At 71.7% G+C, this 22,285-nt stretch carries 28 protein-coding genes; 14 read left to right on the forward strand and 14 right to left on the reverse strand.

The window, feature by feature from the left end:
- Nucleotides 1-208 precede the first annotated feature (208 nt).
- The 5 genes from AC1Z4A_RS10350 to AC1Z4A_RS10370 form a co-directional block, all read right to left on the reverse strand.
- The gene (locus tag AC1Z4A_RS10350; protein WP_483677599.1) at nt 209-2,380 is read right to left on the reverse strand and encodes an NB-ARC domain-containing protein; all 2,172 of its coding nucleotides are present in this window, start codon (nt 2,378-2,380) and stop codon (nt 209-211) included.
- Nucleotides 2,381-2,557: 177 nt separating this feature from the next.
- Nucleotides 2,558-2,866 carry a chaplin gene (locus tag AC1Z4A_RS10355; RefSeq protein WP_483677600.1) on the reverse strand — a complete coding sequence of 103 codons (309 nt, stop codon included), beginning with the start codon at nt 2,864-2,866 and terminating at the stop codon, nt 2,558-2,560.
- A 148-nt stretch (nt 2,867-3,014) separates the two neighbouring features.
- Complete coding sequence (locus AC1Z4A_RS10360; RefSeq protein WP_483677601.1) at nt 3,015-3,254, reverse strand: chaplin; 240 nt, start codon at nt 3,252-3,254, stop codon at nt 3,015-3,017.
- A 165-nt stretch (nt 3,255-3,419) separates the two neighbouring features.
- Nucleotides 3,420-3,629: an acyl-CoA carboxylase epsilon subunit gene (locus AC1Z4A_RS10365; RefSeq protein WP_483677602.1), complete on the reverse strand. Its 210-nt coding sequence runs from the start codon at nt 3,627-3,629 to the stop codon at nt 3,420-3,422.
- Entirely contained in the window at nt 3,626-5,197 is a 1,572-nt protein-coding gene (locus AC1Z4A_RS10370; protein WP_483683553.1) for an acyl-CoA carboxylase subunit beta, read from the reverse strand. Before AC1Z4A_RS10370 ends, AC1Z4A_RS10365 begins: the two co-directional genes overlap by 4 nt.
- A 371-nt stretch (nt 5,198-5,568) precedes the next feature.
- On the opposite strand from AC1Z4A_RS10370, the gene AC1Z4A_RS10375 reads away from it, so the two are divergent.
- From AC1Z4A_RS10375 to crcB (AC1Z4A_RS10390), 4 genes are read left to right on the forward strand one after another with little or no spacing between them, the layout of a single operon-like run.
- Entirely contained in the window at nt 5,569-6,819 is a 1,251-nt protein-coding gene (locus AC1Z4A_RS10375) for a styrene monooxygenase/indole monooxygenase family protein (RefSeq protein WP_483677604.1), read from the forward strand.
- 9 nt (nt 6,820-6,828) lie between these two features.
- The gene (gene crcB, locus AC1Z4A_RS10380) at nt 6,829-7,302 is read left to right on the forward strand and encodes a fluoride efflux transporter CrcB (protein WP_483677605.1); all 474 of its coding nucleotides are present in this window, start codon (nt 6,829-6,831) and stop codon (nt 7,300-7,302) included.
- A complete protein-coding gene (locus tag AC1Z4A_RS10385; protein WP_483677606.1) occupies nt 7,299-7,649 on the forward strand; it encodes a DUF190 domain-containing protein in 351 nt (116 codons plus the stop codon). The genes crcB (AC1Z4A_RS10380) and AC1Z4A_RS10385 overlap by 4 nt, the downstream gene beginning before the upstream one ends.
- Nucleotides 7,646-8,002 carry a fluoride efflux transporter CrcB gene (gene crcB, locus AC1Z4A_RS10390; RefSeq protein WP_483677608.1) on the forward strand — a complete coding sequence of 119 codons (357 nt, stop codon included), beginning with the start codon at nt 7,646-7,648 and terminating at the stop codon, nt 8,000-8,002. Before AC1Z4A_RS10385 ends, crcB (AC1Z4A_RS10390) begins: the two co-directional genes overlap by 4 nt.
- A gap of 5 nt (nt 8,003-8,007) precedes the next feature.
- Here crcB (AC1Z4A_RS10390) and AC1Z4A_RS10395 read toward each other — a convergent pair whose 3' ends face one another.
- Entirely contained in the window at nt 8,008-8,901 is an 894-nt protein-coding gene (locus AC1Z4A_RS10395; RefSeq protein ID WP_483677610.1) for a LysR family transcriptional regulator, read from the reverse strand.
- A 107-nt stretch (nt 8,902-9,008) separates the two neighbouring features.
- Here AC1Z4A_RS10395 and AC1Z4A_RS10400 point away from each other — a divergent pair, with 107 nt between their 5' ends.
- The 8 genes from AC1Z4A_RS10400 to AC1Z4A_RS10435 all read left to right on the forward strand — a co-directional run bounded on the left by AC1Z4A_RS10400 (nt 9,009) and on the right by AC1Z4A_RS10435 (nt 16,676).
- Nucleotides 9,009-9,713, forward strand: coding sequence for a succinate dehydrogenase cytochrome b subunit (locus AC1Z4A_RS10400; protein ID WP_483677612.1), 705 nt, complete (start codon nt 9,009-9,011; stop codon nt 9,711-9,713).
- Nucleotide 9,714: 1 nt separating this feature from the next.
- Complete coding sequence (locus tag AC1Z4A_RS10405; protein ID WP_483677613.1) at nt 9,715-11,679, forward strand: fumarate reductase/succinate dehydrogenase flavoprotein subunit; 1,965 nt, start codon at nt 9,715-9,717, stop codon at nt 11,677-11,679.
- Nucleotides 11,676-12,431, forward strand: a complete 756-nt coding sequence (locus AC1Z4A_RS10410; RefSeq protein ID WP_483677614.1) for a succinate dehydrogenase/fumarate reductase iron-sulfur subunit — start codon at nt 11,676-11,678, stop codon at nt 12,429-12,431. The genes AC1Z4A_RS10405 and AC1Z4A_RS10410 overlap by 4 nt, the downstream gene beginning before the upstream one ends.
- A 151-nt stretch (nt 12,432-12,582) precedes the next feature.
- Entirely contained in the window at nt 12,583-13,863 is a 1,281-nt protein-coding gene (locus AC1Z4A_RS10415; protein ID WP_483677616.1) for an MFS transporter, read from the forward strand.
- The gene (locus AC1Z4A_RS10420; protein ID WP_483677617.1) at nt 13,860-14,429 is read left to right on the forward strand and encodes a hypothetical protein; all 570 of its coding nucleotides are present in this window, start codon (nt 13,860-13,862) and stop codon (nt 14,427-14,429) included. The genes AC1Z4A_RS10415 and AC1Z4A_RS10420 overlap by 4 nt, the downstream gene beginning before the upstream one ends.
- A gap of 41 nt (nt 14,430-14,470) precedes the next feature.
- Nucleotides 14,471-15,547 (forward strand): terpene synthase family protein, encoded by a 1,077-nt coding sequence (locus tag AC1Z4A_RS10425; protein ID WP_483677619.1) that lies wholly within the window; start codon nt 14,471-14,473, stop codon nt 15,545-15,547.
- Complete coding sequence (locus AC1Z4A_RS10430; protein WP_483683554.1) at nt 15,496-16,320, forward strand: helix-turn-helix domain-containing protein; 825 nt, start codon at nt 15,496-15,498, stop codon at nt 16,318-16,320. The genes AC1Z4A_RS10425 and AC1Z4A_RS10430 overlap by 52 nt, the downstream gene beginning before the upstream one ends.
- Nucleotides 16,317-16,676, forward strand: a complete 360-nt coding sequence (locus AC1Z4A_RS10435; protein WP_483677621.1) for a DUF397 domain-containing protein — start codon at nt 16,317-16,319, stop codon at nt 16,674-16,676. The genes AC1Z4A_RS10430 and AC1Z4A_RS10435 overlap by 4 nt, the downstream gene beginning before the upstream one ends.
- Here the strand turns inward: AC1Z4A_RS10435 and AC1Z4A_RS10440 are convergent, their stop codons facing one another.
- The 4 genes from AC1Z4A_RS10440 to AC1Z4A_RS10455 form a co-directional block, all read right to left on the reverse strand.
- Entirely contained in the window at nt 16,677-16,946 is a 270-nt protein-coding gene (locus AC1Z4A_RS10440; protein ID WP_483677622.1) for a hypothetical protein, read from the reverse strand.
- Between the two features lie 156 nt (nt 16,947-17,102).
- The gene (locus AC1Z4A_RS10445; RefSeq protein ID WP_483677623.1) at nt 17,103-17,546 is read right to left on the reverse strand and encodes a hypothetical protein; all 444 of its coding nucleotides are present in this window, start codon (nt 17,544-17,546) and stop codon (nt 17,103-17,105) included.
- 66 nt (nt 17,547-17,612) lie between these two features.
- A complete protein-coding gene (locus tag AC1Z4A_RS10450; protein ID WP_483677624.1) occupies nt 17,613-17,921 on the reverse strand; it encodes a transcriptional regulator in 309 nt (102 codons plus the stop codon).
- Nucleotides 17,918-18,382, reverse strand: a complete 465-nt coding sequence (locus AC1Z4A_RS10455; protein ID WP_483677626.1) for a hypothetical protein — start codon at nt 18,380-18,382, stop codon at nt 17,918-17,920. Before AC1Z4A_RS10455 ends, AC1Z4A_RS10450 begins: the two co-directional genes overlap by 4 nt.
- Before the next feature lie 146 nt (nt 18,383-18,528).
- Here AC1Z4A_RS10455 and AC1Z4A_RS10460 point away from each other — a divergent pair, with 146 nt between their 5' ends.
- Nucleotides 18,529-19,146: a TMEM175 family protein gene (locus tag AC1Z4A_RS10460; RefSeq protein ID WP_483677627.1), complete on the forward strand. Its 618-nt coding sequence runs from the start codon at nt 18,529-18,531 to the stop codon at nt 19,144-19,146.
- Between the two features lie 37 nt (nt 19,147-19,183).
- Here the strand turns inward: AC1Z4A_RS10460 and AC1Z4A_RS10465 are convergent, their stop codons facing one another.
- Nucleotides 19,184-19,444, reverse strand: coding sequence for a Prokaryotic metallothionein (locus AC1Z4A_RS10465; RefSeq protein WP_483677628.1), 261 nt, complete (start codon nt 19,442-19,444; stop codon nt 19,184-19,186).
- Nucleotides 19,445-19,614: 170 nt separating this feature from the next.
- Here AC1Z4A_RS10465 and AC1Z4A_RS10470 point away from each other — a divergent pair, with 170 nt between their 5' ends.
- Nucleotides 19,615-19,782 (forward strand): hypothetical protein, encoded by a 168-nt coding sequence (locus AC1Z4A_RS10470; protein ID WP_483677629.1) that lies wholly within the window; start codon nt 19,615-19,617, stop codon nt 19,780-19,782.
- Between the two features lie 13 nt (nt 19,783-19,795).
- Here AC1Z4A_RS10470 and AC1Z4A_RS10475 read toward each other — a convergent pair whose 3' ends face one another.
- From AC1Z4A_RS10475 to AC1Z4A_RS10485, 3 genes are read right to left on the reverse strand one after another with little or no spacing between them, the layout of a single operon-like run.
- Nucleotides 19,796-21,562: an ABC transporter ATP-binding protein gene (locus AC1Z4A_RS10475; RefSeq protein ID WP_483677630.1), complete on the reverse strand. Its 1,767-nt coding sequence runs from the start codon at nt 21,560-21,562 to the stop codon at nt 19,796-19,798.
- 5 nt (nt 21,563-21,567) lie between these two features.
- Nucleotides 21,568-21,984: a lasso peptide biosynthesis B2 protein gene (locus AC1Z4A_RS10480; protein WP_483677631.1), complete on the reverse strand. Its 417-nt coding sequence runs from the start codon at nt 21,982-21,984 to the stop codon at nt 21,568-21,570.
- A complete protein-coding gene (locus AC1Z4A_RS10485) occupies nt 21,981-22,247 on the reverse strand; it encodes a lasso peptide biosynthesis PqqD family chaperone (protein ID WP_483677632.1) in 267 nt (88 codons plus the stop codon). Before AC1Z4A_RS10485 ends, AC1Z4A_RS10480 begins: the two co-directional genes overlap by 4 nt.
- Nucleotides 22,248-22,285: the final 38 nt, after the last annotated feature.

Raw genomic sequence — 22,285 nt, forward strand, 5'->3', positions numbered from 1 at the left:
ACCTCCCCCAGCTACCGCTGGGGGTGCCCCCAGGAGGTGCCCCCAGACGGGCTGAAAATTCAGCCCGTCCGGCGTTTGAGGCTGCGCTCTATTTGCGGCTCCGCCGCGTGGCGCGCGAAGCGCGGTCCGGGGTCTGGGGCGCAGCCCCCACGCGGCGGAGCCGCAAATCGATACAGCCGGGAAGGGGCGGGATCGGGGAAAGAACCCCTCACCCCTCCCCCAACCGCTCCCGCGCCCTCCCCGCCAGCCCGCTCCCCGCCTTCACGTACAGGGCCAGCGCCGCACGCCAGTCCCCCTCCCCCGCCTCGCGCTCCCCCAGCGCCACCCGCACATCACCGCGCTCCAGCAGCATGTCCGCGTGCTCCTTCGGCGCACCGCAGCCCGGCATCAAGGCGATGGCCTCGTCCAAGCGCGGCAGGGCCTCGTCCGGGCGGTCGGCCCGCAGGCGGGCCCGGGCGTAGTGCCAGAGGGACTTGGCCTCGTTGAAGCGGTCGGGGCGGCCCGGCAGGTCCGCGAACATCCGGCGGGCCCGCAGCAGCAGCTCCGCCGCCTCCTGGTGGCGCCGCTGCGCGCTGCGCGCACGCCCCAGGTGGAAGGTGAGAAGGGCCCGGCCGCGCGGGTGGTCGACGCCGTCCAGCGCCCGCACCGCCTGCCGGAAGTGCTCCGCGGCCGCCTCCGGGTCGCCCTTGCGGAGTGCGAGCAGGCCCAGACCCTCCAGAGCGGTGGACTCCGTGCGCGCGTGCCCGGCACGGGACGCCAGGTGCAGGGCCCGCCGGTAGTGCTGCCCTGCCTCCTCCGCATCCGTACCCGCATCAGTATCCGCATCCGCCCCGGCGCCGCGGTCGGCGAGGGCGAAGGCCAGCTCGTAGTGCATGCGGGCGGCCGCGAGCGGGTCCCCCTCGCACCGCAGCGCCGCCTCCAGGCCCAGCCGGCACACCTCGATCCAGTCCCGGTGGTACTTGCGCCGGAAGAAGAACCCCCGCAGGGCCTCGGCCAGTTGCCAGGTCACGGCGTACCGGCCGAGGGCGGCGGCCAGCTTCACCACGGCCACCGCATTGGCGCGGTCGGGCTCGAAGTCGTCGAGGGCCTCGTCGGCATCCGCGAAGCCGCTGCCGGCGCCGGCGTCCCAGGGCTCGGCGAACACCGGGGCGTGCCGCCAGCGGTCGGAGACCAGCCGCTCCACGACCGCCGCACGCCTCAGGTACCACTCGATCAGCAGGTCCACCACGGCCCCGTCGGGCTGCGCCCCATCGAGCGGCACCCCCACCGTCCGCGCGTGGTCGTGGACGAGCCGGTGCATCCGCACGCGCCCCTCCCCGGCCGGTTCCAGGACCCGTTCGCGGACGAGCGTGCGCACGTCGGCGTCGTTCCCGGCCAGCCACTTGGCCAGGTCACGGGAGAACTCCGGTGTCGGGTGCGCGCCCAGGGCCCGGTAGAGCGCTGCCGGGCCCTCGGCCAGGGACTGGTAGACGGCCCCCAGCACCTGGGGGACGGAGAGGTCGTCCATGTCGAGCGCCTCCAGGCGGGTTCGGTGGTCGCCCAGCTCGCGGACCAGCCCGGCCGGGTCCTCCCCCAGCTCGTACAGCTCGCTCGCGCGGGCCCCGGCGATGCGCACGGCGAGCGGATAGCCGCCGCACGCGGTCAGCACGCTCGCCAGGGCCGCCCCGGCCAGGGTGGCGTCCTCCCCGGCCACGGCGTGGAACAGCCGGGCGCTTGCATCGTCGTCGAGGCTGCCCAGGGTCAGGCTGAGCATGCTCGGGTACCGCACCTTCAGGGCGGTCAGCGGCTGGCGGCTGGTGACGACGACCACGCTGCCGGGGTGTGCGGGCAGCAGCGGCCGCACCTGGCCCGCGTTCACCACGTCGTCGAGCAGGACCAGGAGCGGGCGGCTCGCCGTCAGCGACCGGTAGTGGGCCTCCAGGGCGCCCCGCTCGGCGGGCCGCTCGTCCGCGCGCGTCCCCAGCTCCTGGACGAAGCCCTGGAGCACGGGGTAGGTGTCCAGCGGCTCCAGATGACCGTGCGGGCTCATGTGCGCCTGCAGCTGACCGTCGGGGAAGTGCCGTCTCAGCTGGTGCAGCCAGCGCAGGGCGATGGCCGTCTTCCCCATCCCGGCCAGTCCGGTCAGCAGCACTATCAGCGGTGTGCTGCGCCCGTTCCGCTCGGCCGCGGCCTTCCTCAGCCGAGCGAACACGGGGTCCCGGTCGACGAAGACGTCCGGCTCCGGTGAAAGCAGCCGTGGCGTCGAAGACTTCACCGCGGCGCCGCCGTGCACGGGTCCGTGGAAGTGGACCGGACCGTTGAAGTGCTGGTCCCTGCCCTGCAGCACCAGGCCGTAGTTGACGGCCATTTCGACGTTGTTGTGGATGTCGTCGCCGTTCATGCGTTCCCGCCCCGCCCCCTGGCCTGCCGCAATCGTCAGGGAGTGATCCTACGTTCGGATGCCGCGCGGGACAGGGCGGCGAAGCGGGCAAAATGCGCCTGGCGCCCCCGGCCGACGGCCGGGGGCGCCAGGCGCACGACTACGGATCCGGGGCGGAGGGGGCCTCGGGGCCGTGGGTCATTCCTCGCCGTGGTGGTGGCCCTCATGCGTCAGGTTCTGGATCGCGAGCCCGTGCCCCCGGCTCACGCCCCCGTTGATGCACGTGTTGCCGAACGTCGGGTTCAGCAGACCGACGATGTCGATCGTGTTGCCGCAGAGGTTGATCGGGACGTGGATCGGGATCTGGATGACGTTGCCCGAGATGACACCCGGCGACTCGGCGGCAACGCCCTTGGCTCCGGAGTCGGCGACCGCTCCGCCGACGACGCCGGCGAGAGCGGCACCCGCGACGGCGGTGACGGCAGCGGTCTTGATGATTCGTGACATGGGGAGACAGCACCTTTGCTTTTCGTACAGGTGGTTCAGGTCGTGCAGGTCGGGCCCCGGCCGGTTGCGGCCGGGGCCCGGATCAACACCCCTATGGCTCCGGTCCGGGGAGGTCCCGGAGCCGTGGATCAACTGCGCGGAACGGGCGTCAGCCGTTGATGCAGACGTTGCCGGTCGCGTTGTTCAGCAGACCGACGATGTCGATCGTGTTGCCGCAGAGGTTGATCGGGATGTGGATCGGGATCTGGATGACGTTGCCCGAGACAACACCCGGGGAGCCGACAGCCGCACCCTTGGCTCCGGCGTCGGCGACCGCTGCGCCGGCGACACCGGCAAGAGTGGCGCCCACGGCGGCGGTGACGACTGCGGCCCTGGCGATTCGTGACATGGGAGGACACCTTTGCTTGGTCGTACGGGACGAACTCCCGGCCGCTTTCACGGCCGGGAGCCCGGATCAACGTCCGAAATGTGCAAAAGTTTCGTCCGTGAAGCGTCCGGGTGACCCGCCGTCAGGTCAATCACCGACACGCCGTCATGACAGTCGGAAGAGCGTTCAGACCGACCACGCTCCGGGCGGCCGGTAGGGGCCGGGCGGCTGCCACGGCACCTCCTCCGGACCGGCCTCGCCTCCGTCCCTCTGCCCCCGCGCCAGCGCGAGCAGCACGACCGTGACCGCCGCGAGCCGGCTCCGGTCCGGGTCCCCGCGCAGCACGCGGAGGACCACCACCTCTTCCTCCGTCTCCCGCTCCCGCACGGCGCTCACACCGGCTGGTTCCCGTGCTTGCGGGCCGGCAGGTCGGCCCGCTTGGCCCGGAGCACGGCCAGGGAGCGGATGAGCACGGTCCGGGTCTCCGCCGGGTCGATGACGTCGTCCACCAGGCCCCGTTCGGCCGCGTAGTAGGGGTGCATCAGCTCCTCCCGGTACTGCGCGATGCGCTCGGCGCGCACGGCGTCGGGGTCGGCCGCGGCCGCGATCTCGCGCCGGAAGACGACGTTGGCCGCGCCTTCCGCGCCCATGACCGCGATCTCGTTGGCCGGCCAGGCGAAGGTGAGGTCGGCGCCGATGGACCGGGAGTCCATGACGATGTACGCGCCGCCGTACGCCTTGCGCAGGACGACGGAGATCCGGGGCACCGTCGCATTGCAGTACGCGTACAGCAGCTTGGCGCCGTGCCGGATGATGCCGCCGTGCTCCTGGTCCCGCCCGGGCAGGAAGCCGGGGACGTCGACGAGCGTGACGAGCGGAATACTGAAGGCATCGCACATCTGGACGAAGCGGGCGGCCTTGTCGCTGGCGTCGATGTCGAGCACGCCCGCGAGGGACGAGGGCTGGTTGGCCACGACGCCCACCACATGGCCGTCCAGCCGGGCCAGCGCGCAGACGATGTTGGTCGCCCAGCCCGCGTGCACCTCCAGGCACTCGCCGTCGTCGACGATCTCCTCGATCACCGGCCGCACGTCGTACGAGCGGTTGGCGTCGGCCGGGACCAGGTCCAGCAGCGCCTCGCAGCGGCGGTCGGCGGGGTCGTGGCAGGGGGCCGACGGCGGCAGTTCGCGGTTGTTCTGCGGCAGCATCGACAGCAGGTAGCGCACCTCGGCCAGGCACTCGGCCTCGTCCTCGCAGGAGAAGTGTGCGGCGCCGGAGACCGCGGCGTGGGCGTCGGCGCCGCCGAGGCGCTCGTGGCTGATCCGCTCTCCGGTGACGGCCTGCACGACCTCCGGGCCGGTGATGTACATCTGCGCGGTGCCGCGCACCATGAAGACGAAGTCGGTGAGCGCGGGCGAGTAGGTGGCGCCGCCCGCGCAGGGTCCCAGCATCACGCTGAGCTGCGGGATGACCCCCGACGCCGCAACGTTTCTGCGGAAGATGCCGCCGTAGCCGGCCAGGGCCGTGACGCCCTCCTGGATCCGGGCGCCCGCCCCGTCGCAGAGCCCGACCAGCGGCGCCCCGGCCGCCCGCGCCAGGTCCATCAGCTTGTGGATCTTCTGGGCGTGGGCCTCGCCGAGCGAGCCGCCGAAGATGCGGAAGTCGTGCGCGTAGGCGAAGACCGTGCGGCCGTGGACCGTGCCCCAGCCGGTGACGACGCCGTCGGTGTACGGGCGCCGGTCCTCCAGCCCGAAGCCGGTGGCCCGGTGCCGGCGCAGCTGCTCGGTCTCCTGGAACGAGCCCTCGTCGAAGAGCAGCGCCAGCCGCTCATGGACGGTGAGCTTCCCCTTGGCCCACTGCGCCTCGGTGGCCCGGGCGTCGGGGCCGTCCTTGGCGGTCTGCTTGACGAGCCTGAGCAGCGCGACCCGGGCCCGGGTGTCGCCGGGCGGCGGCGGTGCGGGCATGGGAGGCGGGGCGAGCCTGGTGGTGTCCTCTGTCGTGGTCATGTGTCACCCATCCGCGGTTCCGGGTGTTCGCCTCCGGCGTCCCTCGGCAGTCCGTCGCCGGCCCGGAGCGGGAACACCCCGCACAAGCGTGCCGCAGGATCGCGACAGGAGTTGGACAGTCTTCTCACAGGGTCCGAAAATGCCGCAAATAGTCTGAATAGTTGGATACGCGCTCGCCACCGGACCACATTTGGCCGGAAACAGCCGATTGATTCCCGTTCCCGAGGGCGAGGGTGATGCCGGGCCCGGGGCGCGCGCGCCGTCTGTACAGCGCGCGGCGCGGACGGCTACAACGGGTGGGCCCGGAAACCAGCTTTCGGAGGCAACCAATGCGCAGGATCGCGATCGTCGGCGCGGGCCAGGCGGGGCTCCAGCTGGCCCTGGGGCTGCGCTCCGCGGGCTACGAGGTGACGGTGTTCTCCGCCCGCCGGCCCGAACAGATCCGCACCGGCCGGGTGCTGTCCACCCAGCTGATGTACGGTCCGGCGCTCGCCCTGGAGCGGCAGTCGGGCCTGAACTTCTGGGAGGCGGCCACGCCCCCGATCGGCGGCATCCGGCTGAACTTCGTCGACCCGCCCGGCGTCCCGACGGGCGGCATCTCCGCCGCGCTGGAGCAGCCCGCCCAGTCCGTCGACCAGCGCCTGAAGGTGGCCCACTGGCTCGAGCTGCTGGAGCACTGGGGCGGCCGCGTGGAGTACCGGACGGTGGACGCCGCCGGACTGCCCGCCCTCGCCTCCTCGCACGACCTCACCCTCGTCGCCTCCGGGCACGGCCCGCTGGCCGAGGTCTTCGGCCGCGACGAGCGCCACAGCCCCTACGACAGCCCCCGGCGCGTCCTCGCCTGCCTCTACCTGAACGGCGTGGCCCCGGACCCGCAGCTGCCGCCGGGCTGGGCGCGCATGTGCTCCTTCGCGCAGACCGGCGAGTACTTCCTGCTGCCCGCGCTGACCACCTCGGGCCCCTGCGACATCATGCTCTGGGAAGGGCGCCCCGGCAGCCCGCTCGACTGCTGGGGCGGCATCGCCGACCCCGGCGCCGCCCTGGCGCGCTCCCTGGAGCTGCTGCGCGCGTACGCCCCCTGGGAGTACGAGATGTGTGCCGGGGCCCGGCCGACGGACGCGGGCGCGCTCCTGTCCGGCAGCCTCACCCCTGTGGTCCGGCACCCCGTCGCGGAGGTCGCCCCGGGCTCGTACGTCCTGGGCATGGCCGACGCGGTCGTCCTCAACGACCCGATCACCGGGCAGGGGTCGAACAACGCCGCCCGCTGCGCCGCCCGCTACCTGGCCTCCATCACGGAGCGCGGGGAGCGCCCCTTCGACCGGGCGTGGATGCACGAGACGTTCGCCGCCTGGTGGGAGCATGCCCGGCACACGACGGCCTTCACCAATCTGGTGCTGGGCCCGCTGCCCGAGCACTTCCAGCAGGTCCTGGCGGCGGCCGCCGAGCACCCGTCGATCGCGCACCGCTACGTCAACGGCTACGCCGACCCGGCCGACTACCAGGACTGGCTGATGGACGCCGACCGCGCCCAGGCCTGCCTGGCGGCGGTGGCGGGCCGCCCGCCGGGGGGCCTGGGCTAGCCTGGGCCGATGGGCACGACACAGCAGGGAGCAGCGGTAACGGATCCCCCCGGACCGGCTCCCGCGGCGCGCCGCGCCGCCGCCGGGCAGGGGCCCGTGGTCTGCGCCGTGTCGGTGGGCGGCGCCGTGGGCGCGGCGGCCCGCTACGGCTCGTCCCTGCTGTGGCCGACGCCGTCCGGCGCCTTCCCCTGGACGACCCTGCTCGTGAACGCGGTGGGCTGTGCGCTGATCGGCATCCTCCTGGTGACGATCACGGAGCTGGGCACCCCGCACCGCCTCGCCCGCCCCTTCCTCGGCACGGGGGTGCTGGGCGGCTTCACGACCTTCTCGACCTACGCGGTGGACGCCGAGCAGCTGGTGCGGAAGGGCCGCGTCGTGACGGCCCTCGCCTACACGGCGACGACCCTGGTCGCCGCGCTGGCCGCGGTCTGGGCGGCGGCCACGGCCACCCGGTTCCTGATCGCACGGAGGGCGGCACGATGAGGCTGCACGGCAATGCGCTGCGGGTGACGGCGTACGTCGGCGAGTCCGACACGGCGGGCGGGCGTCCCCTCTACTCCGAGATCGTCCACCGCGCCCATGCTGCGGGGCTGGCCGGGGCCAGCGTCTTCCGGGGCATCGAGGGCTTCGGCGCGTCCTCCGTCGTCCACACGTCGCGGCTGCTGTCCCTGAGCGAGGACCTGCCGGTGGCGGTGGTGATCGTGGACACGGAGGAGCGCGTGCGGGCCTTTCTGCCCGTCGTGAAGGAGCTGGTCGGCGAGGGTCTGATCACCCTCGACGAGGTGGAGGTCGTCCACTACGCCGGCCGCACAGGGGGGACGGACGGGTGAACTGGCTGCTCGTGGTGGCCGGTGCCATGGTCGGCGCCCCGCTCCGCTATCTCACGGACCGCGCGGTCCAGTCCCGGCACGACTCCGTGTTCCCGTGGGGGACGTTCACGGTGAACGTGGTGGGCTGCCTGATCCTGGGCGTCCTGACGGGCGCGGCGGCGGACGACCGGCTGCGCCTGCTGCTGGGCACGGGCTTCTGCGGTGCGCTGACCACGTACTCGACGTTCTCGTACGAGACGCTGCGGCTGGCGCAGGACGGGGCTCGGGGGTATGCGGTGGCGAATGTGACGGGGAGTCTGGTGGCGGGGATGGGGGCGGCGTTCGCCGGGGTGTGGGTGGGCAGCGGGCTCTGAGCCCGTCACTTCTCCTCCACCCCCAGATGCTCCAGCAGCACCCGCCGCAGCTCCCGTGCCGCCCTCGGCGGCGGTGCGTCCTTGCGGTGGGCCACCGCCACCGTCCGCCGCATCCGCTCCCCTTCGAACGGCGTGACCCGCAGCCCTGACCGGGCCGCGACCATGCCCGGGACGACCGCCAGGCCCAGGCCCGCCCGGACGAAGCCCAGGACCGCGTCCATCTCGCCGCCCTCCACCGTGAAGGAGGGCTCGAAGCCGGCCGCGCGGCAGGCCGCCGTGGTGATCTCGCGGAGGTCGTAGCCGCGCCGGAACATCACCATCGGGAGGTCCCGCAGCTCCGCCACCCGGATCCGCCGGCGCCGCGTGGGGGCGGGGCCGCCGGGGGCCGAGACCACGACCAGGTCCTCGCGCAGCAGTTCCGTCGTCGCCAGCGCCGGGGTGCCGACGCCGAGCGGGGTGACGATCAGGGCGAGGTCGAGCCCGCCGTCGGCGAGGCGGCGGACGAGGTCCTGCGAGCCGCCCTCGTCGACGTACAGCTCGATCCCCGGGAACCGCGCGTGGTACGTGCGCAGTACGTCCGGCACGAGGCTCGCGCACAGGCTCGGCGGCGCCCCGAGCCGCACCCGACCCCGGCGCAGCTGCGCCACCTCCTGCACTTCGCGGTGTGCGGTCTCCGAGTCGGCGAGGATCCGCCGGGCCAGCGGCAGCAGCGCCTCGCCCGCGTCGGTGAGGGTGATGTTCCCCCGCGCCCGGTGGAACAGCTCGGCCCCCAACTCCCGCTCCAGCGCCCGGATCTGCTGGGAGAGCGAGGGCTGGGCGACATGCAGGGCGTCGGCGGCGCGGGTGAAGTGCCGCAGTTCGGCGACGGTGGCGAAGTAGCGGAGCTGCTGGAGTTGCACCCCGCCATGCTAGACACGGAGAAGGGACATGCATAGGAATTGCCTATGGAAACCAGCGTCATCATGTCTTGGACGCATCGTGCGGCCGCGTCCTAGCGTCGGGTGTCATGGCACTGGCGACCCGGACGGCCAAACCCCCGTCCCTCATCGGCTCCGTGTGGCGTTCGACCGTCGGCAAGAAGGCGGTCATGGCCGTCACCGGCCTGATCATGCTCGCGTACCTGGTGGCCCACATGATGGGCAACCTGAAGATCTTCTTCGGGGCCGGGGAGTTCAACCACTACGCGCACTGGATCCGCACCATCGGCGAGCCGTTCCTGCACCGCGAGTGGTTCCTGTGGCTGGCGCGGGTGGGCCTGTCGGTGTCGGTGGTGCTGCACGGCGTGTCCGCGTACCAACTCAGCCGCCGCGACCTCGCCGCCCGCCCGGCGAAGTACGTCGGCAAGCGGCAGCGGACCAGCTACGCCACACGCACCATGCGCTGGGGCGGGGTGATCCTGGGCCTGTTCATCGTCTGGCACATCCTGGACCTGACCACGCTCACCGTGAACCCCAACGCCGAGCAGGGCAAGACGTACGAGAACGTCGTCGCGTCCTTCGACCGCTGGTACGTCGCCGTCTTCTACATCCTCGCCATGCTCGCCCTCGGCCTGCACATCCGGCACGGCTTCTGGAGCGCCGCCCACACGCTGGGCGCCAACTCCCCGCGCCGCGACCGGGTGCTCAAGCTGCTGGCCAACGGCCTGGCGGCCCTTCTGACCTGCGGCTTCACAGCCGTCCCCATCGGTGTCATGACGGGAGTCGTGAGCTGACATGACCGAGAACACCGGGTGCACCGAATACAGCGCCTACACCACCGGCGAGCCCGTCGCCGACACCAAGGCCCCGGACGGGCCCGTAGCCGAGCGCTGGGACCGCCGCCGCTTCGACGCCAAGCTGGTCAACCCCGCCAACCGCCGCAAGCACACGGTCATCGTCGTCGGCACCGGCCTGGCGGGCGGCGCCGCGGGCGCCACCCTCGCCGAACAGGGCTACCACGTGGTGCAGTTCTGCTACCAGGACTCCCCGCGCCGCGCCCACTCCATCGCCGCGCAGGGCGGCATCAACGCCGCCAAGAACTACCGCAACGACGGCGACTCCATCCACCGCCTCTTCTACGACACCGTCAAGGGCGGCGACTTCCGCGCCCGCGAGTCCAACGTCCACCGCCTCGCGCAGATATCCGTCGAGATCATCGACCAGTGCGTGGCCCAGGGCGTCCCCTTCGCCCGCGAGTACGGCGGCCTCCTCGACACCCGCTCCTTCGGCGGCGTCCAGGTCTCCCGCACCTTCTACGCCCGCGGCCAGACGGGCCAGCAGCTGCTCCTCGGCGCGTACCAGGCGCTCAGCCGGCAGATCGCCGCGGGCAGCGTCGAGATGCACGCCCGCACCGAGATGCTCGATCTGATCGTCGTCGACGGCCGGGCCCGCGGCATCGTCGCCCGCGACCTGATCACCGGCCGGATCGACACCCACTTCGCCGACGCCGTGGTCCTCGCCAGCGGCGGCTACGGCAACGTCTTCTACCTCTCCACCAACGCCAAGAACTCCAACGCCACCGCCGCCTGGCGCGCCCACCGCCGCGGCGCGTACTTCGCCAACCCCTGCTTCACCCAGATCCACCCGACCTGCATCCCGCGCTCCGGCGACCACCAGTCGAAGCTCACGCTGATGAGCGAGTCGCTGCGCAACGACGGCCGCATCTGGGTCCCCAAGGCGAAGGGCGACACCCGGCCCCCGGCCGGGATCCCCGAGGACGAGCGCGACTACTACCTGGAGCGCATCTACCCCGCCTTCGGCAATCTCGTCCCCCGCGACATCGCCTCCCGCGCCGCCAAGAACGTCTGCGACGAGGGCCGCGGCGTCGGCCCCGGCGGCCAGGGCGTCTACCTCGACTTCGCCGACGCCATCAGGCGCATGGGCCGCAAGGCCGTCGAGGCCAAGTACGGCAACCTCTTCGAGATGTACGAGCGGATCACCGCGGAGGACCCGTACGAGGTTCCGATGCGGATCTACCCCGCCATCCACTACACCATGGGCGGCCTGTGGGTGGACTACGACCTCCAGACCACCGTGCCCGGCCTCTTCGCCATCGGCGAGGCCAACTTCTCCGACCACGGCGCCAACCGCCTCGGCGCCTCCGCGCTGATGCAGGGCCTGGCCGACGGCTACTTCGTGCTGCCCTCCACCATCAACGACTACCTGGCCCGCCACTCCCACGACGAGGTGCCCCCGGACCACCCGGCGGTCACCGAGGCCGTGGACGGCGTGACCGAGCGGCTGCGCCGCCTGCTCGCCAACGACGGCGACCGCACCCCCGACTCCTTCCACCGCGAGCTGGGCGAGCTGCTCTGGGACGAGTGCGGCATGGCCCGCACCGAGACCGGCCTGCGCAAGGCCCTGGACCGCATCCCGGCCCTGCGCGAGGAGTTCTGGCGACGAATCAAGGTGCCGGGTACGGGCGAGGAGCTGAACCAGTCGCTGGAGAAGGCCAACCGCATCGTCGACTACCTCGAACTCGCCGAGCTGATGTGCCTCGACGCCCTCCACCGCTCGGAGTCCTGCGGCGGCCACTTCCGCGAGGAGAGCCAGACGCCCGAGGGCGAGGCGGAGCGCAAGGACGAGGAGTTCTCCTACGCCGCCGCCTGGGAGTTCACCGGCACCGGCAGCGCGCCCGTCCTCCACAGGGAAGACCTGCGTTTCGAGTACGTCCACCCCACCAAGCGGAGCTACGCGTGAACCTCACCCTGCGCATCTGGCGCCAGCGCACCCCCGAGGACGCCGGGGCCATGACCACGTACAAGGTCACCGGTATCAGCGAGGACATGTCCTTCCTCGAAATGCTGGACCACCTCAACGAGGAGCTGATCCTCGCCGGGGACGAGCCCGTCGCCTTCGACCACGACTGCCGCGAGGGCATCTGCGGCGCCTGCGGCATGGTCATCAACGGGCAGGCCCACGGCCCCGAGCGGACCACCACCTGCCAGCTCCACATGCGCCACTTCCGCGACGGCGACACCATCGACGTCGAGCCGTGGCGCGCCGCGGCCTTCCCGGTGGTGAAGGACCTGGTCGTGGACCGCTCGGCCTTCGACCGCGTCATCGGCTCCGGCGGCTACGTCTCCGTACCCACCGGCTCCGCCCCCGAGGCCCACGCCACGCCCGTGCCCAAGCCCGTCGCGGACCTCGCCTTCGAGCACGCCGAGTGCATCGGCTGCGGCGCGTGCGTGGCCGCCTGCCCCAACGGCTCGGCCATGCTCTTCACATCCGCGAAGGTGGTGCACCTCAACGTCCTGCCGCAGGGCGCCCCGGAGCGGGAGTCGCGGGTGCTGGACATGGTCGGCGCGATGGACGAGCAGGGCTTCGGCGGCTGCACCAACACCGGCGAGTGCGCCACCGCCTGCCCCAAGGGCATCCCGCTCACGGCCATCAGCACGATGAACCGCGAGTACCTGCGCGCCACGATCAAGGGCGGGGCCCGGCGGCGGTAGCCCCGGGGGCGGCGCCCCTCGTGATCGCCTCATCACCCCATCGCACCGTCCGCGGTGCAGGCATTGCCGACTCGACATAGTTTTTCGGGCATAAGTCGCTTTATTGCCCACGTGTGCCCACAGTTGAGTCGGTGAAGTCGGTGAAGTCGATATGCCCGCCAGTACCGGTGACGTCCGCCGGCTGATCGTCATCAGCCTCATCGGCACCACGCTGGTCTGGTACGACTTCTTCCTGTACGTCGACGCCTCCGCGGTGGTCTTCAAGCACCAGTTCTTCCCCTACCTGACGCCCTTCGCCGAGACGCTCACGGCCGCGGGGCTCTACGGGGCCGGGCTGGTGGCCCGGCCGGTCGGCGGAGCGCTCTTCGGCCACCTCGGCGACCGCTGCGGCCGGCGCCCCGTCCTGGCGGCGACCCTGCTCCTCACCGGAGCCGCCACCGGCCTCATCGGCCTGCTGCCCGGCTACCACCGGATCGGCCTCGCCGCCCCGCTCCTGCTCGTCGCCCTGCGCCTGCTCCAGGGGCTCGGGCTCGGCGGCGCCTGGGGAGCCGCGGCCGTCGTCTCCCTGGAGTGCGCGGCCCCGGGGTCCCGGGCGAAGGTGGGCAGTTGGGCGCAGATCGGGGCCCCGGCCGGAAACCTGCTGGCCTTCGGCGTGGTCACGGCCGTGTCGGCCCTGACGACCCCCGCCCAGTTCGTCGACTGGGGCTGGCGGCTGCCCTTCCTGCTCTCCGCCGCCCTGGTCGTGGCCGGGCTGTGGGCACGGATGCGGATCGCGGAGACGCCCGCCTTCCATGCCCTGTACGCGACCGGCACCCGCTCCCCGCGCCCGCTCGCCGAACTGTTCCGGCAGCACCGCGGCAGGCTGATCACCGCCGTGGCCATGACGGCCGGCGCGGACGTCGTGCTGTTCACGTTCTCCTTCAGCTACGTCCTGGCCTTCCTCAACGTCGCCGGACTCCCCTTCCCCGCGCTGCTGGCGCTCGCGGTCCTCGCACCGCTCGCCCTCATCGCGCTGATACCGCTCTTCGGCGCCCTCGCCGACCGCCACGGCGCCCGGCGCGTCTGCCTGTCCGGCACCCTGGGCACCGCAGTGTGGACGGCCGCCTTCCTTCCGCTCTTCCACAGCGGCTCGCTGCCGGTCCTGGTGGGCGCCTATCTGCTCGCCCTGGTGGCCTTCGCGGCCATGTACGCACCGCAGGCCGCCCTCGTCGCCGAGCTGTTCCCCGGCCGCGTACGGCTCAGCGGGGCCGCGACCGGCTACCAGCTGGCCGGGCTCCTCGGCGGCACGCTCGCCGCGGTCCTGACGGCGCGGGCGACGGAATGGTTCGGCACCCCCGCCGTGGTCCCCGTCTACATCCTCGCCGCCCTCGCCGTCAGCGGCGGCGCCCTGCTCTCCGTACCCCACCACCGCACCCGAGGAGCGCTCGCATGAAGCTCGCCTCCCCCACCACCGCCCTCATAGCGGCCTGCGCCCTGTGCGCGGGGCTCTTCGCCTACGACGTGTACGACGTCTCCGCCGCCGAGGCACCCGCGACCATCACCTGCGAGAACACCTGGACCATGAAGTTCGAGCCGGGCCTGACCATCGCCCCGCAGGACGTCAAGGCCACCATCGACGCCCCCAAGGGCACCCTGCGCAAGTGCACCGGGGACCCCGCCATGACCATGGGCGACTTCGTCACCACGGGCACCGGCTCCAAGGTGACCTGCACCGCGGGCAGTTACGGCGGCAGCGACCCGGCCAACCACGTCGACTGGGACGCCAAGGACACCCAGCCCAGCAGCACCTACACCTGGGGCATGCACCCCGTCGGCGACCTGCTCAAGGTCCAGAACCCGCTCAGCGGCGGCTTCTCGGACGGCCGCTACAAGAACGGCACCTGGACCCTGGCGATCGACCCCACCAAGTCCAAGATCGACCTCACGGGCTGTACGGGCCCCACCGGGCTGAAGTCCATCAGCGTCGTCGCCACCGTCGTCATCACCCCGGCGGTGTAGACCACGCCGCGCGGCCAGATACGGAATAGGGAACCGGACCCATGGACGTCGACCTTCCGCCCCTCTACATCCCCATCGCCCCCGCGCTCCACCCCGGGGCCGGGGCTATCGAGCAGCGCTCGATGGACTGGATGCGAGCGTTCCCCTTCTTTACGGAGGAGGCGACGCTCCGACGGCAGGCCGACACCCGCTGCGCCGAACTCGTCGCCCGGCTCGTGCCCCGCGGCCCCTCCGAACGCCTCCAGCTCTACGCGGACTTCTGCTACTTCATGCTGGCCTTCGACGACCTGCGGTGCGACACCAAGCCGTGGAGCACCCGCCCCGGCGACTTCGCCCGGCTGGCCGCCGCGCTGCTGCACCAGCTCCAGTACCCGCACTCCCCGCCCCTCACCGACGACCCGTGCGCGCCCCCGCTCCTCGACCTCGCCCGACGCGCCCGCGACCACGCCACGCCCGCGCAGTGGCGGCGCTGCCAGGAGGCCCACCGGGCGTGGTTCTGGGGCGTGTCCTGGCAGATCGCGCGAGAGGAATCGGGTATCGCCGCCGACGACCTGGAGTCCTACTTCGCCATGCGGCTGGGCACGTTCGGCGGGCGGCTCCTGACCACGTACCTGGAGATCGCGGGCGGCTGCCCGCTGCCCGAGCGCGAGCTGGACTCCCCGGCGGTGCAGGCCCTCACCGACATGGCCGTCGTCTGCGCCATTCTGATCAACGACCTCTACTCCTACGCCAAGGAGCGCCGGGAGGACGAGGCCGACCAGAACGTCGTCGACACGCTGATGCGGCAGGACGGCTGCACGCTCGGCCAGGCCCTTGCCCGAGCGGCAGCGATCCACGACGCGGTGATGCTCCGCTTCCTGCAGCTCCGCGAGGGGGTCATGATCTCCGCAAGTCCCGCGCTGCGCGGGTTCCTTGTGAGCCTCGGCCACTTCGTGCGGGGCGTCTTCGACTGGTCGGCCCGTGCCCCGCGCTACGGTATGGACCGCCCGCCGGCGGTTGCCCTGCTGGCCGAGCGCCCGTCCGCGTCCGGGCGGGGCCCGCTGCCGGTCGCGTCGTTCCGGTGGTGGTGGGACGAGGGGCTGTCGCTCGGCGGCACGTCCCGCCAGAGCCCGCCGTAGGCGGCGAAGCGTCCGAGCTGCGCCGGGTCCGCACGGAGGCGGGCAAGTCACAGACGGAGACCGCGAAGCTGGCCCACTCGACGCAGGCGTTGATCAGCTACGTGGAGTCCGCGAAGCGGGTGCCTGCGGAGGAGCTGGCGGAGGACCTGGACGCGGCGTTCGGCACGGGCGGGCACTTCGGGCGGCTGTATCCGCTGGTGATCAAGTTCGCTTACCCGAGCTGGTTCCTGCCGTACATCGAGATGGAGCGGGATGCCGCTTGGCTCAGGGTCTTTGACAGCCAGCTGATTCCAGGACTCCTGCAGACGGAGGAGTACGCGCGGTCAGTACTTGCCGGTGGGCGGCCGGACAGCCTCGACGATCTGGTAGCCGCCCGTATGACCCGGCAGAGTCTCTTCGAGCGGGACGACCCGCCCCGCACCTGGTTCGTCATGGACGAGTCTGCGTTGCTTCGTTGTGTCGTCGAGCGGCAGGCGATGGCGCGGCAGCTCGAATATTTGTTGGCGGCAGGTGAGCAGCCCCGTACGGTGATTCAGGTGGTCCCTCTCAACGCCCCACCGCACCCGGGGTTGAACGGCTCATTCACGATCATGGGATTCCAGACGGGGGCAGACGTGCTGCACGTCGACGGATTCCCGCAAGGCCGGATGGCAGTAGACGAGGCCGAGACAAGCGCTGCGTCGTACTCGTATGACCTGATCAGGGCCGCAGCCCTGTCGCCGAAAGCGTCGGCCGACCTGATCCGCACGCACATGAAGGAGCTTGGCTCATGACCCGCGCAAGTCAGTCGAAGGTCACGTGGCGGAAGAGCAGCTACAGCAGCTGCAACGGTGGGGACTGCATAGAAGTTGGCGAGCCGATCGACGGCCTCATACGCACCGAGTGGGTGAGGTCCAGCTATAGCAGCAGCAACGGCGGCAATTGCCTGGCGATGGGCAGGGCGTGGGTCAAGTCCAGCCACAGCGGCCCCAACGGCGGCCAATGCCTCGAATGGGCCCCCACTCACGCCACCACTGGCACCGTCCCCGTCCGCGACAGCAAGAACCCCCACGGCCCCGCCCTCCTCTTCCCAACCCCCGCCTGGCAAACCTTCGTCACCGCCGTCAGCGAGGCGAAGCTCCGGCCGTGATCACAGGCCAGCTTCGGCCTGTGCCGTCTCCAAAATCTCCCTGATCTCCGAGACGGCTTCCCTTGAACCTGGCTCGCCGTTGTCGATGATTCGCTCGAGTTCACGCTTGCGAGCGGCCCGCTCGGGGTGGCGCTGGATCGCGACGAACACCGCCCACGAGTGGACGAATGCTCGCAGCGGGGCGAGGCTCTGCCTCTGCAGTGAATTCGTCGCCGCCCCGAAGAGATGCTGAGCGAGTTCGGGCAGCTCACTCGGCGCGATCTCTGCCACGGCATCCCTCAGAGCCTTGGGCGTAAGTTCCGGCATAGGGATCAGTGGCTCGCACGGGCCACCGAGTTGCACACTCACGGAGTCCTCCATCGCGGAGCGGGTGATCCAGTCACGCTACCGCCGCCAACGCGGGCAACGCAGAAAACGGCCTGACGTTCACCCGTGGACCGCCACCCGCCGCCTGGCGGTGTACGCCGCTCCGCCCGCCACCGCAGCGCACACCACCGCCCCGGCCAGGCAGGTCGCCAGCGCCGGTTCGACGAACCCCGGCACCAGCTCCACCGGCTTGTCGACGTCCGACACGCACCGTGCCGAAAGCGGCAGCCAGTGGGACTCCAGTCGTGCGTGAGGCGGCTCCGCGGAGGGGTCGGGGTCCCCCGAAAAGACAATCACCGGGCACCAATCGGGCTCGTCGGCGAGGAACATGCCGCAGATCCCCAGCCCGTACGTCATGACCCCGAGCGCCAGCAGCCAACCCGCACCGTGCACCCATGCCCGGGCACCCTCCACCCGGAACAGCCGCCGAGCCTTCGCCACCTGTACAACCTTGACGAGCAGCCCCAAGGCGACCACCGGCACCGCGAGCACAACCATGAGCATGAACAAAGCGATAAACACCCGCTTACCATGCCAAACCCGCCCCGGGCCCGACCCACCGGCCTCGGCTCACCCGTCCCCCAAATCCGCATTGACGATCGCCCGAAGCGCCGCCAGGTGCGCCCGGTAAGCCGCACGCCCCATCTTCGTCAGCCGCAACCACACACGCTGGCGCGTGTCCCGCACTGCTCGGCGCTGCTCCACGTACCCCGCGTCCGACAGCACCGTCACATGCTTGCTGAGCACCGACGGGCTCACCCCCAGCGTCTCGCGCATCGTCGCGAACTCGATCTCCTCGACGGCGTCGAGCGCGGCGCAGATCCGGAGGCGGTTCGGCGCGTGGATCGTCTCGTTGAAGCCGTCTTCGGGGGTGGTCACTGTGCGGGTATGCCCTTCTTACGGGAGTTCCTGTCCAGGACCAGGATGCCCCCTGAGGCCGCCAGGCCCGCCGGTACCCATATCCACGGCATGCCCTGGTGGTTGCCCAGGTACAGCGCACCCATGTAGAGCGCGAAGGTGAAGACACCGGCGACGAGCATGTCGCGCTTCGCGGTCGGGGTCATCCGGTGCCGCACGCCGCTGTCGCGGAACTGCAGCACGATGACGGTCAGGATCCCCACGTACATGAGGACGATCCCCACGAAGTCCCAGGGCTCGGGCAGCAGGTGGGACAGATACACCCCGGCCAGGCACACGGCGAGCTTCGCGCTGTACCCGAACCCGGGCGTGATGGATTCGACCGCTTCCTGCGCCTGCTCCGCCAAGGCCAGGGCCTGAGCCGCGCTCTCCCGGGACGGCATGGACGGCCGTGACGGCCGCGAGTTCTCATCAGTTGCCATGACGGAAAGTGAAGCACAGAGTTTCCGGGTCGGCAACACGAGACTTTCCGCTATGGAAACAACCCCGAAGGTGAGCACTTCATCCGATCGTGCGGTTTAGCGCAGATTTTCCGTAACCTGCCGACTCGCCCCATACGCTGTCCGCCGTGGCACGCGATTCCTACGTCATAGGAGTGGACCGACTGCTGGCCTTCGCCGACGCCGTGACCGCCATCGCGATCACGCTGCTGGCCCTGGAGATCCAAGTGCCGGAGGGGCTCACCCACGCGGAGCTGGGCCACGCGCTCACCCATGCGCTGACGAAGCTCTACGCCTACCTGCTCAGTTTTGTGATCGTCGGGGCGATATGGCTCGGCCACCACAGGCTGTTCAGCCTGATCGGCGCGCTCGACCGCGCCATGGTGCGCCTGGAGTTCGCGCTGCTGGCCGTCATCGCCGTACTACCTTTTCCCACTCGGCTGATGAGCGAGTACGGCGGGACGGCCGAGGCCACGACCACCTACGCCGCCACCATCGGGCTCGCCGCCCTGCTGATGACCGTCATGGCCCTGCGGCTGCGCTCCTCCGGCACGCTGCGCGCGCCGGAGGTCACTCACCAGCAGGTCGTACGCGAGGTGTTCAACAACGCCTCGATCGCCGCCGTCGCCCTCATGTCCGTCCTGATCGCCCTGGGCTCCGCCATCGCGGCGAGCTGGTCGTGGCTGCTGATCTGGCCGGTGCGCAGGCTGCCGCGCGTCTGGCCGTGGCTGCGGGCGAGGGTGTAAGGCGCCCCCGTCGAGGCGCCCCCGTCCACCGCAGCGGTCACCCCGGGTGCGCCCCCACCGTGTCGCGGATCTCCTGGCCGAGCCCCGTGTCGCCCTCGCGCGCACAGTGCGCCCCGCAGAAGAAGCGGCCCGCGACCTCGACGCCGTGGCCGATGATGCGGTTCTTGCAGTGCTCGCAGGTGGGCGCGAGCTTGCCGATCGCACACTCGAAGCTGTCGAAGGTGTAGGTGTCGCCGGTGATGGTCTTGACCTCGAAGGCCAGCCAGTAGTCGTTGCCGCAGGTGTCGCACTTGGCCATGGCGTGCTCCGTCTCGATACGAGGGTACGCCTCGCATGATCCCCGCGGGGACCGCCGACCAGTGTCAACACATCAACAACCTTCACTCGAAGGTGGGCCGGGGTGCCGCTGAGTGCACGTCCGTCGGACACTGGCCCACCCGAGCGGCATGCCCCGGCTACGGTGCCCGCATGACGAAGGAGCACGGCACCGAACCCGAGCAGACCGACCCGGCACGGCGGGCCGTGGACTGGCTGGTCTCACGCGCGAAGGACAAGAACCCCGGCCAGTGGGAAGCCGCACTGGAGGCAGTACGGGCCGCGGACGAACGCCACGAGTTCACCGGCCCCGTCACCTGAACCGGAAGCCCCCTCACCCCGACAGCAGCTGCGTCGCCGCCAGCTCCCCGTACAGCTCGTCGCTCGCCATGAGCTTCGCGTGCGTGCCCACGGCGCGGATGCGGCCGGCTTCCATGACCACGATGCGGTCGGCGCTGGTCACCGTGGACAGGCGGTGGGCGACGACCAGGACCGTCGTCGTCCGGGCCGCGTCCGCGACCGTGCTGCGCAGGGCCGCCTCGTTGGCCGCGTCCAGTTGCGAAGTCGCCTCGTCCAGGAGCAGCAGGCGGGGGCTGCGCAGCAACGCGCGGGCTATCGCGACGCGTTGGCGCTCCCCGCCCGAGAGCATGCTGCCGCGGTGGCCCACGGCCGTGTCGAGGCCCTCCGGCAGGCGGGCGGTCAGGTCCTCCAGGCGGGCGCGGCGCAGTACCTCGTGGAGCTGGCCGTCCGTGGCGTGGGGGACGCCGAGGAGGAGGTTCTCCCGCAGGGTTCCGGCGAGGACGGGCGCGTCCTGCTCGACGTAGCCGATGGCGGCGCGCAGCGTGGCCAGGGGCCAGTGCCGGATGTCCCGGCCGTCCAGCAGGACGCGGCCGCCGTCCGGCTCGTAGAAGCGCTCGATGAGGGAGAAGACCGTGGTCTTGCCCGCGCCGGACGGGCCGACGAAGGCCGTCAGCCCCCGGGCGGGCACGGTGAACGAGATGCGGCGGTGCACGGCCGGCAGCTCGGGCCGGTAGCCGAAGCGCACGCGGTCGAAGGCGACGGACGCGGGGCGGGGGCCGCAGCCGGGGTCCGCAGCCGGGGCCGGGGCGCCGCCGGTGTCCTCGACGGCCATCTGCTCGGCCTCCCGGATCCGCAGGGCCGCCGCGGCACCCACCTGGAACTGCCCGGCCGCACTCGCAAGTTGGCTGATGCGGGGCGCCAGGGAGAAGAGGTAGAGGAGGAAAGCCACGAGCGTGGAGACGGCGAGTGCGCCGGAGGCCACGCGTACTCCGCCCACGCCGAGGACCACCAGGAAGGAGACCTGCACGGCCACTTGGCAGACGGTGTCCGAGACGGCCTCCCAGGACGCGGCGCGCGTTCCCGACCGGCGGGCCCGCTCGGCGGCCTCGTGCAGGCGGGCGATCTCGCGCTGCTCGGCCCCGGATGCCTTGACGGTGCGGAAGGCACCGAAGGCACGCTCCAGGGCGGCGCCCATGCCGCCGACGGCCTCCTGGGTCTGCCGGGTGGCCCGGCCGATGCGGGGAACCACGACGCCGCTGACGGTGCTGATGAACACGATCACCGCGAGGGTGACCGCGAGCAGCACCGGGTCCAGCACGCCCATCATGAGCACCGTGACGACAGTGATCACGGTGCCCGTGAGGGCCGCGGCCATCGCCTGGGTGGCGACCTGGCGCAGCAGCGTGGTGTCGGCGGTGAGCCGGGCTATCAGGTCGCCCGGGTCGTGGCGCTCGGCCACCGGCACGCGCAGCAGGAGCAGCCTCGTGGTCAGACCCCGCCGGGCGGTGCACACGAGCTTCTCCGCGGTGCGCTCCAGGACGAGGTGGCTGAGTGCGACGAGCACCGCCCCGGCAAGCACGAGCCCGCCGAGGATGAGCATCTCCTGAGTGACCGAGCGGCCCTGGTCGAGGTCGATCAGCAGGCGCTGTGCGGCCAGGGGCTGGGCCAGGCCCAGCGCGCCGCCGAGGAGTCCGAGCAGCGCGCCGCCGAGGATGGCCCGGCGCTGCGGCCGGAGGTACCGGGCCAGGGCCCGGCGCCCCGCGTGCCGCTGCCGCTCCGGTGGTTCCGGTGCCACGCTCATGGGTCTCACTCCACTGTGAAGAAGCGCTGGAAGTAGTCGGCCGGGGCGCCCTCGCCCACCAGGACGGACTCCGCCTCGACCCATGCGTGTGCCGCGAAGGGCGGCTGCGTCCGGGCCCCCACGCACCACACGGCCCACTGGCCGCGCATGCGGCACAGCAGGACGGTCCCCAGGGACCGGGGCAGGCAGCCCTTCTGTCCTCCGCTGGAGAGGCTGACGGCCAGGATCGTCTGCCTGGCGTCCGTCGCCTCGGCGAGGCTCGCGGGCCGGGCCCCGCGGCGGAGCCACCGCAAGACGGTGCGGATGCGCCCGGGCGGCTGGGTGGCGAGCAGGTGGGCGAGGGCGACCGCCGAGCGGGCCGCCCAGCGGGTGGCGAGGGGCACGGTGTCCGGGCGGTAGGGCACCGCCTCCGGTGTGCTCACGGCCGCGTCCCGGACAGGAGCCTGGCCGTCCGCAGCTCGCCGTAGATGCGGTCGACGTCGCGTGCCGCCTCGTCGAAAGGCACGTCGTACTGCGCGGTCAGCACGTGGGCGACCGCCCCCTTGGAGCCGCCGTCGAGCAGGGTGCGCAGGACGAGCGCGGCGGTGGGATTGAGGGTCCAGTACTCGCCGGTGGTCTGGTCGAGCAGGGCGATGCCGTAGTCGGTCTCGGTCATCACCACTCCGGAGCGGAGTCGGAGCGACATCTTCCACGCCTTTCGGTTCGGGGCCCCTCGGGGCTGTT

This window comes from Streptomyces sp. 17_S59, assembly GCF_056930295.1.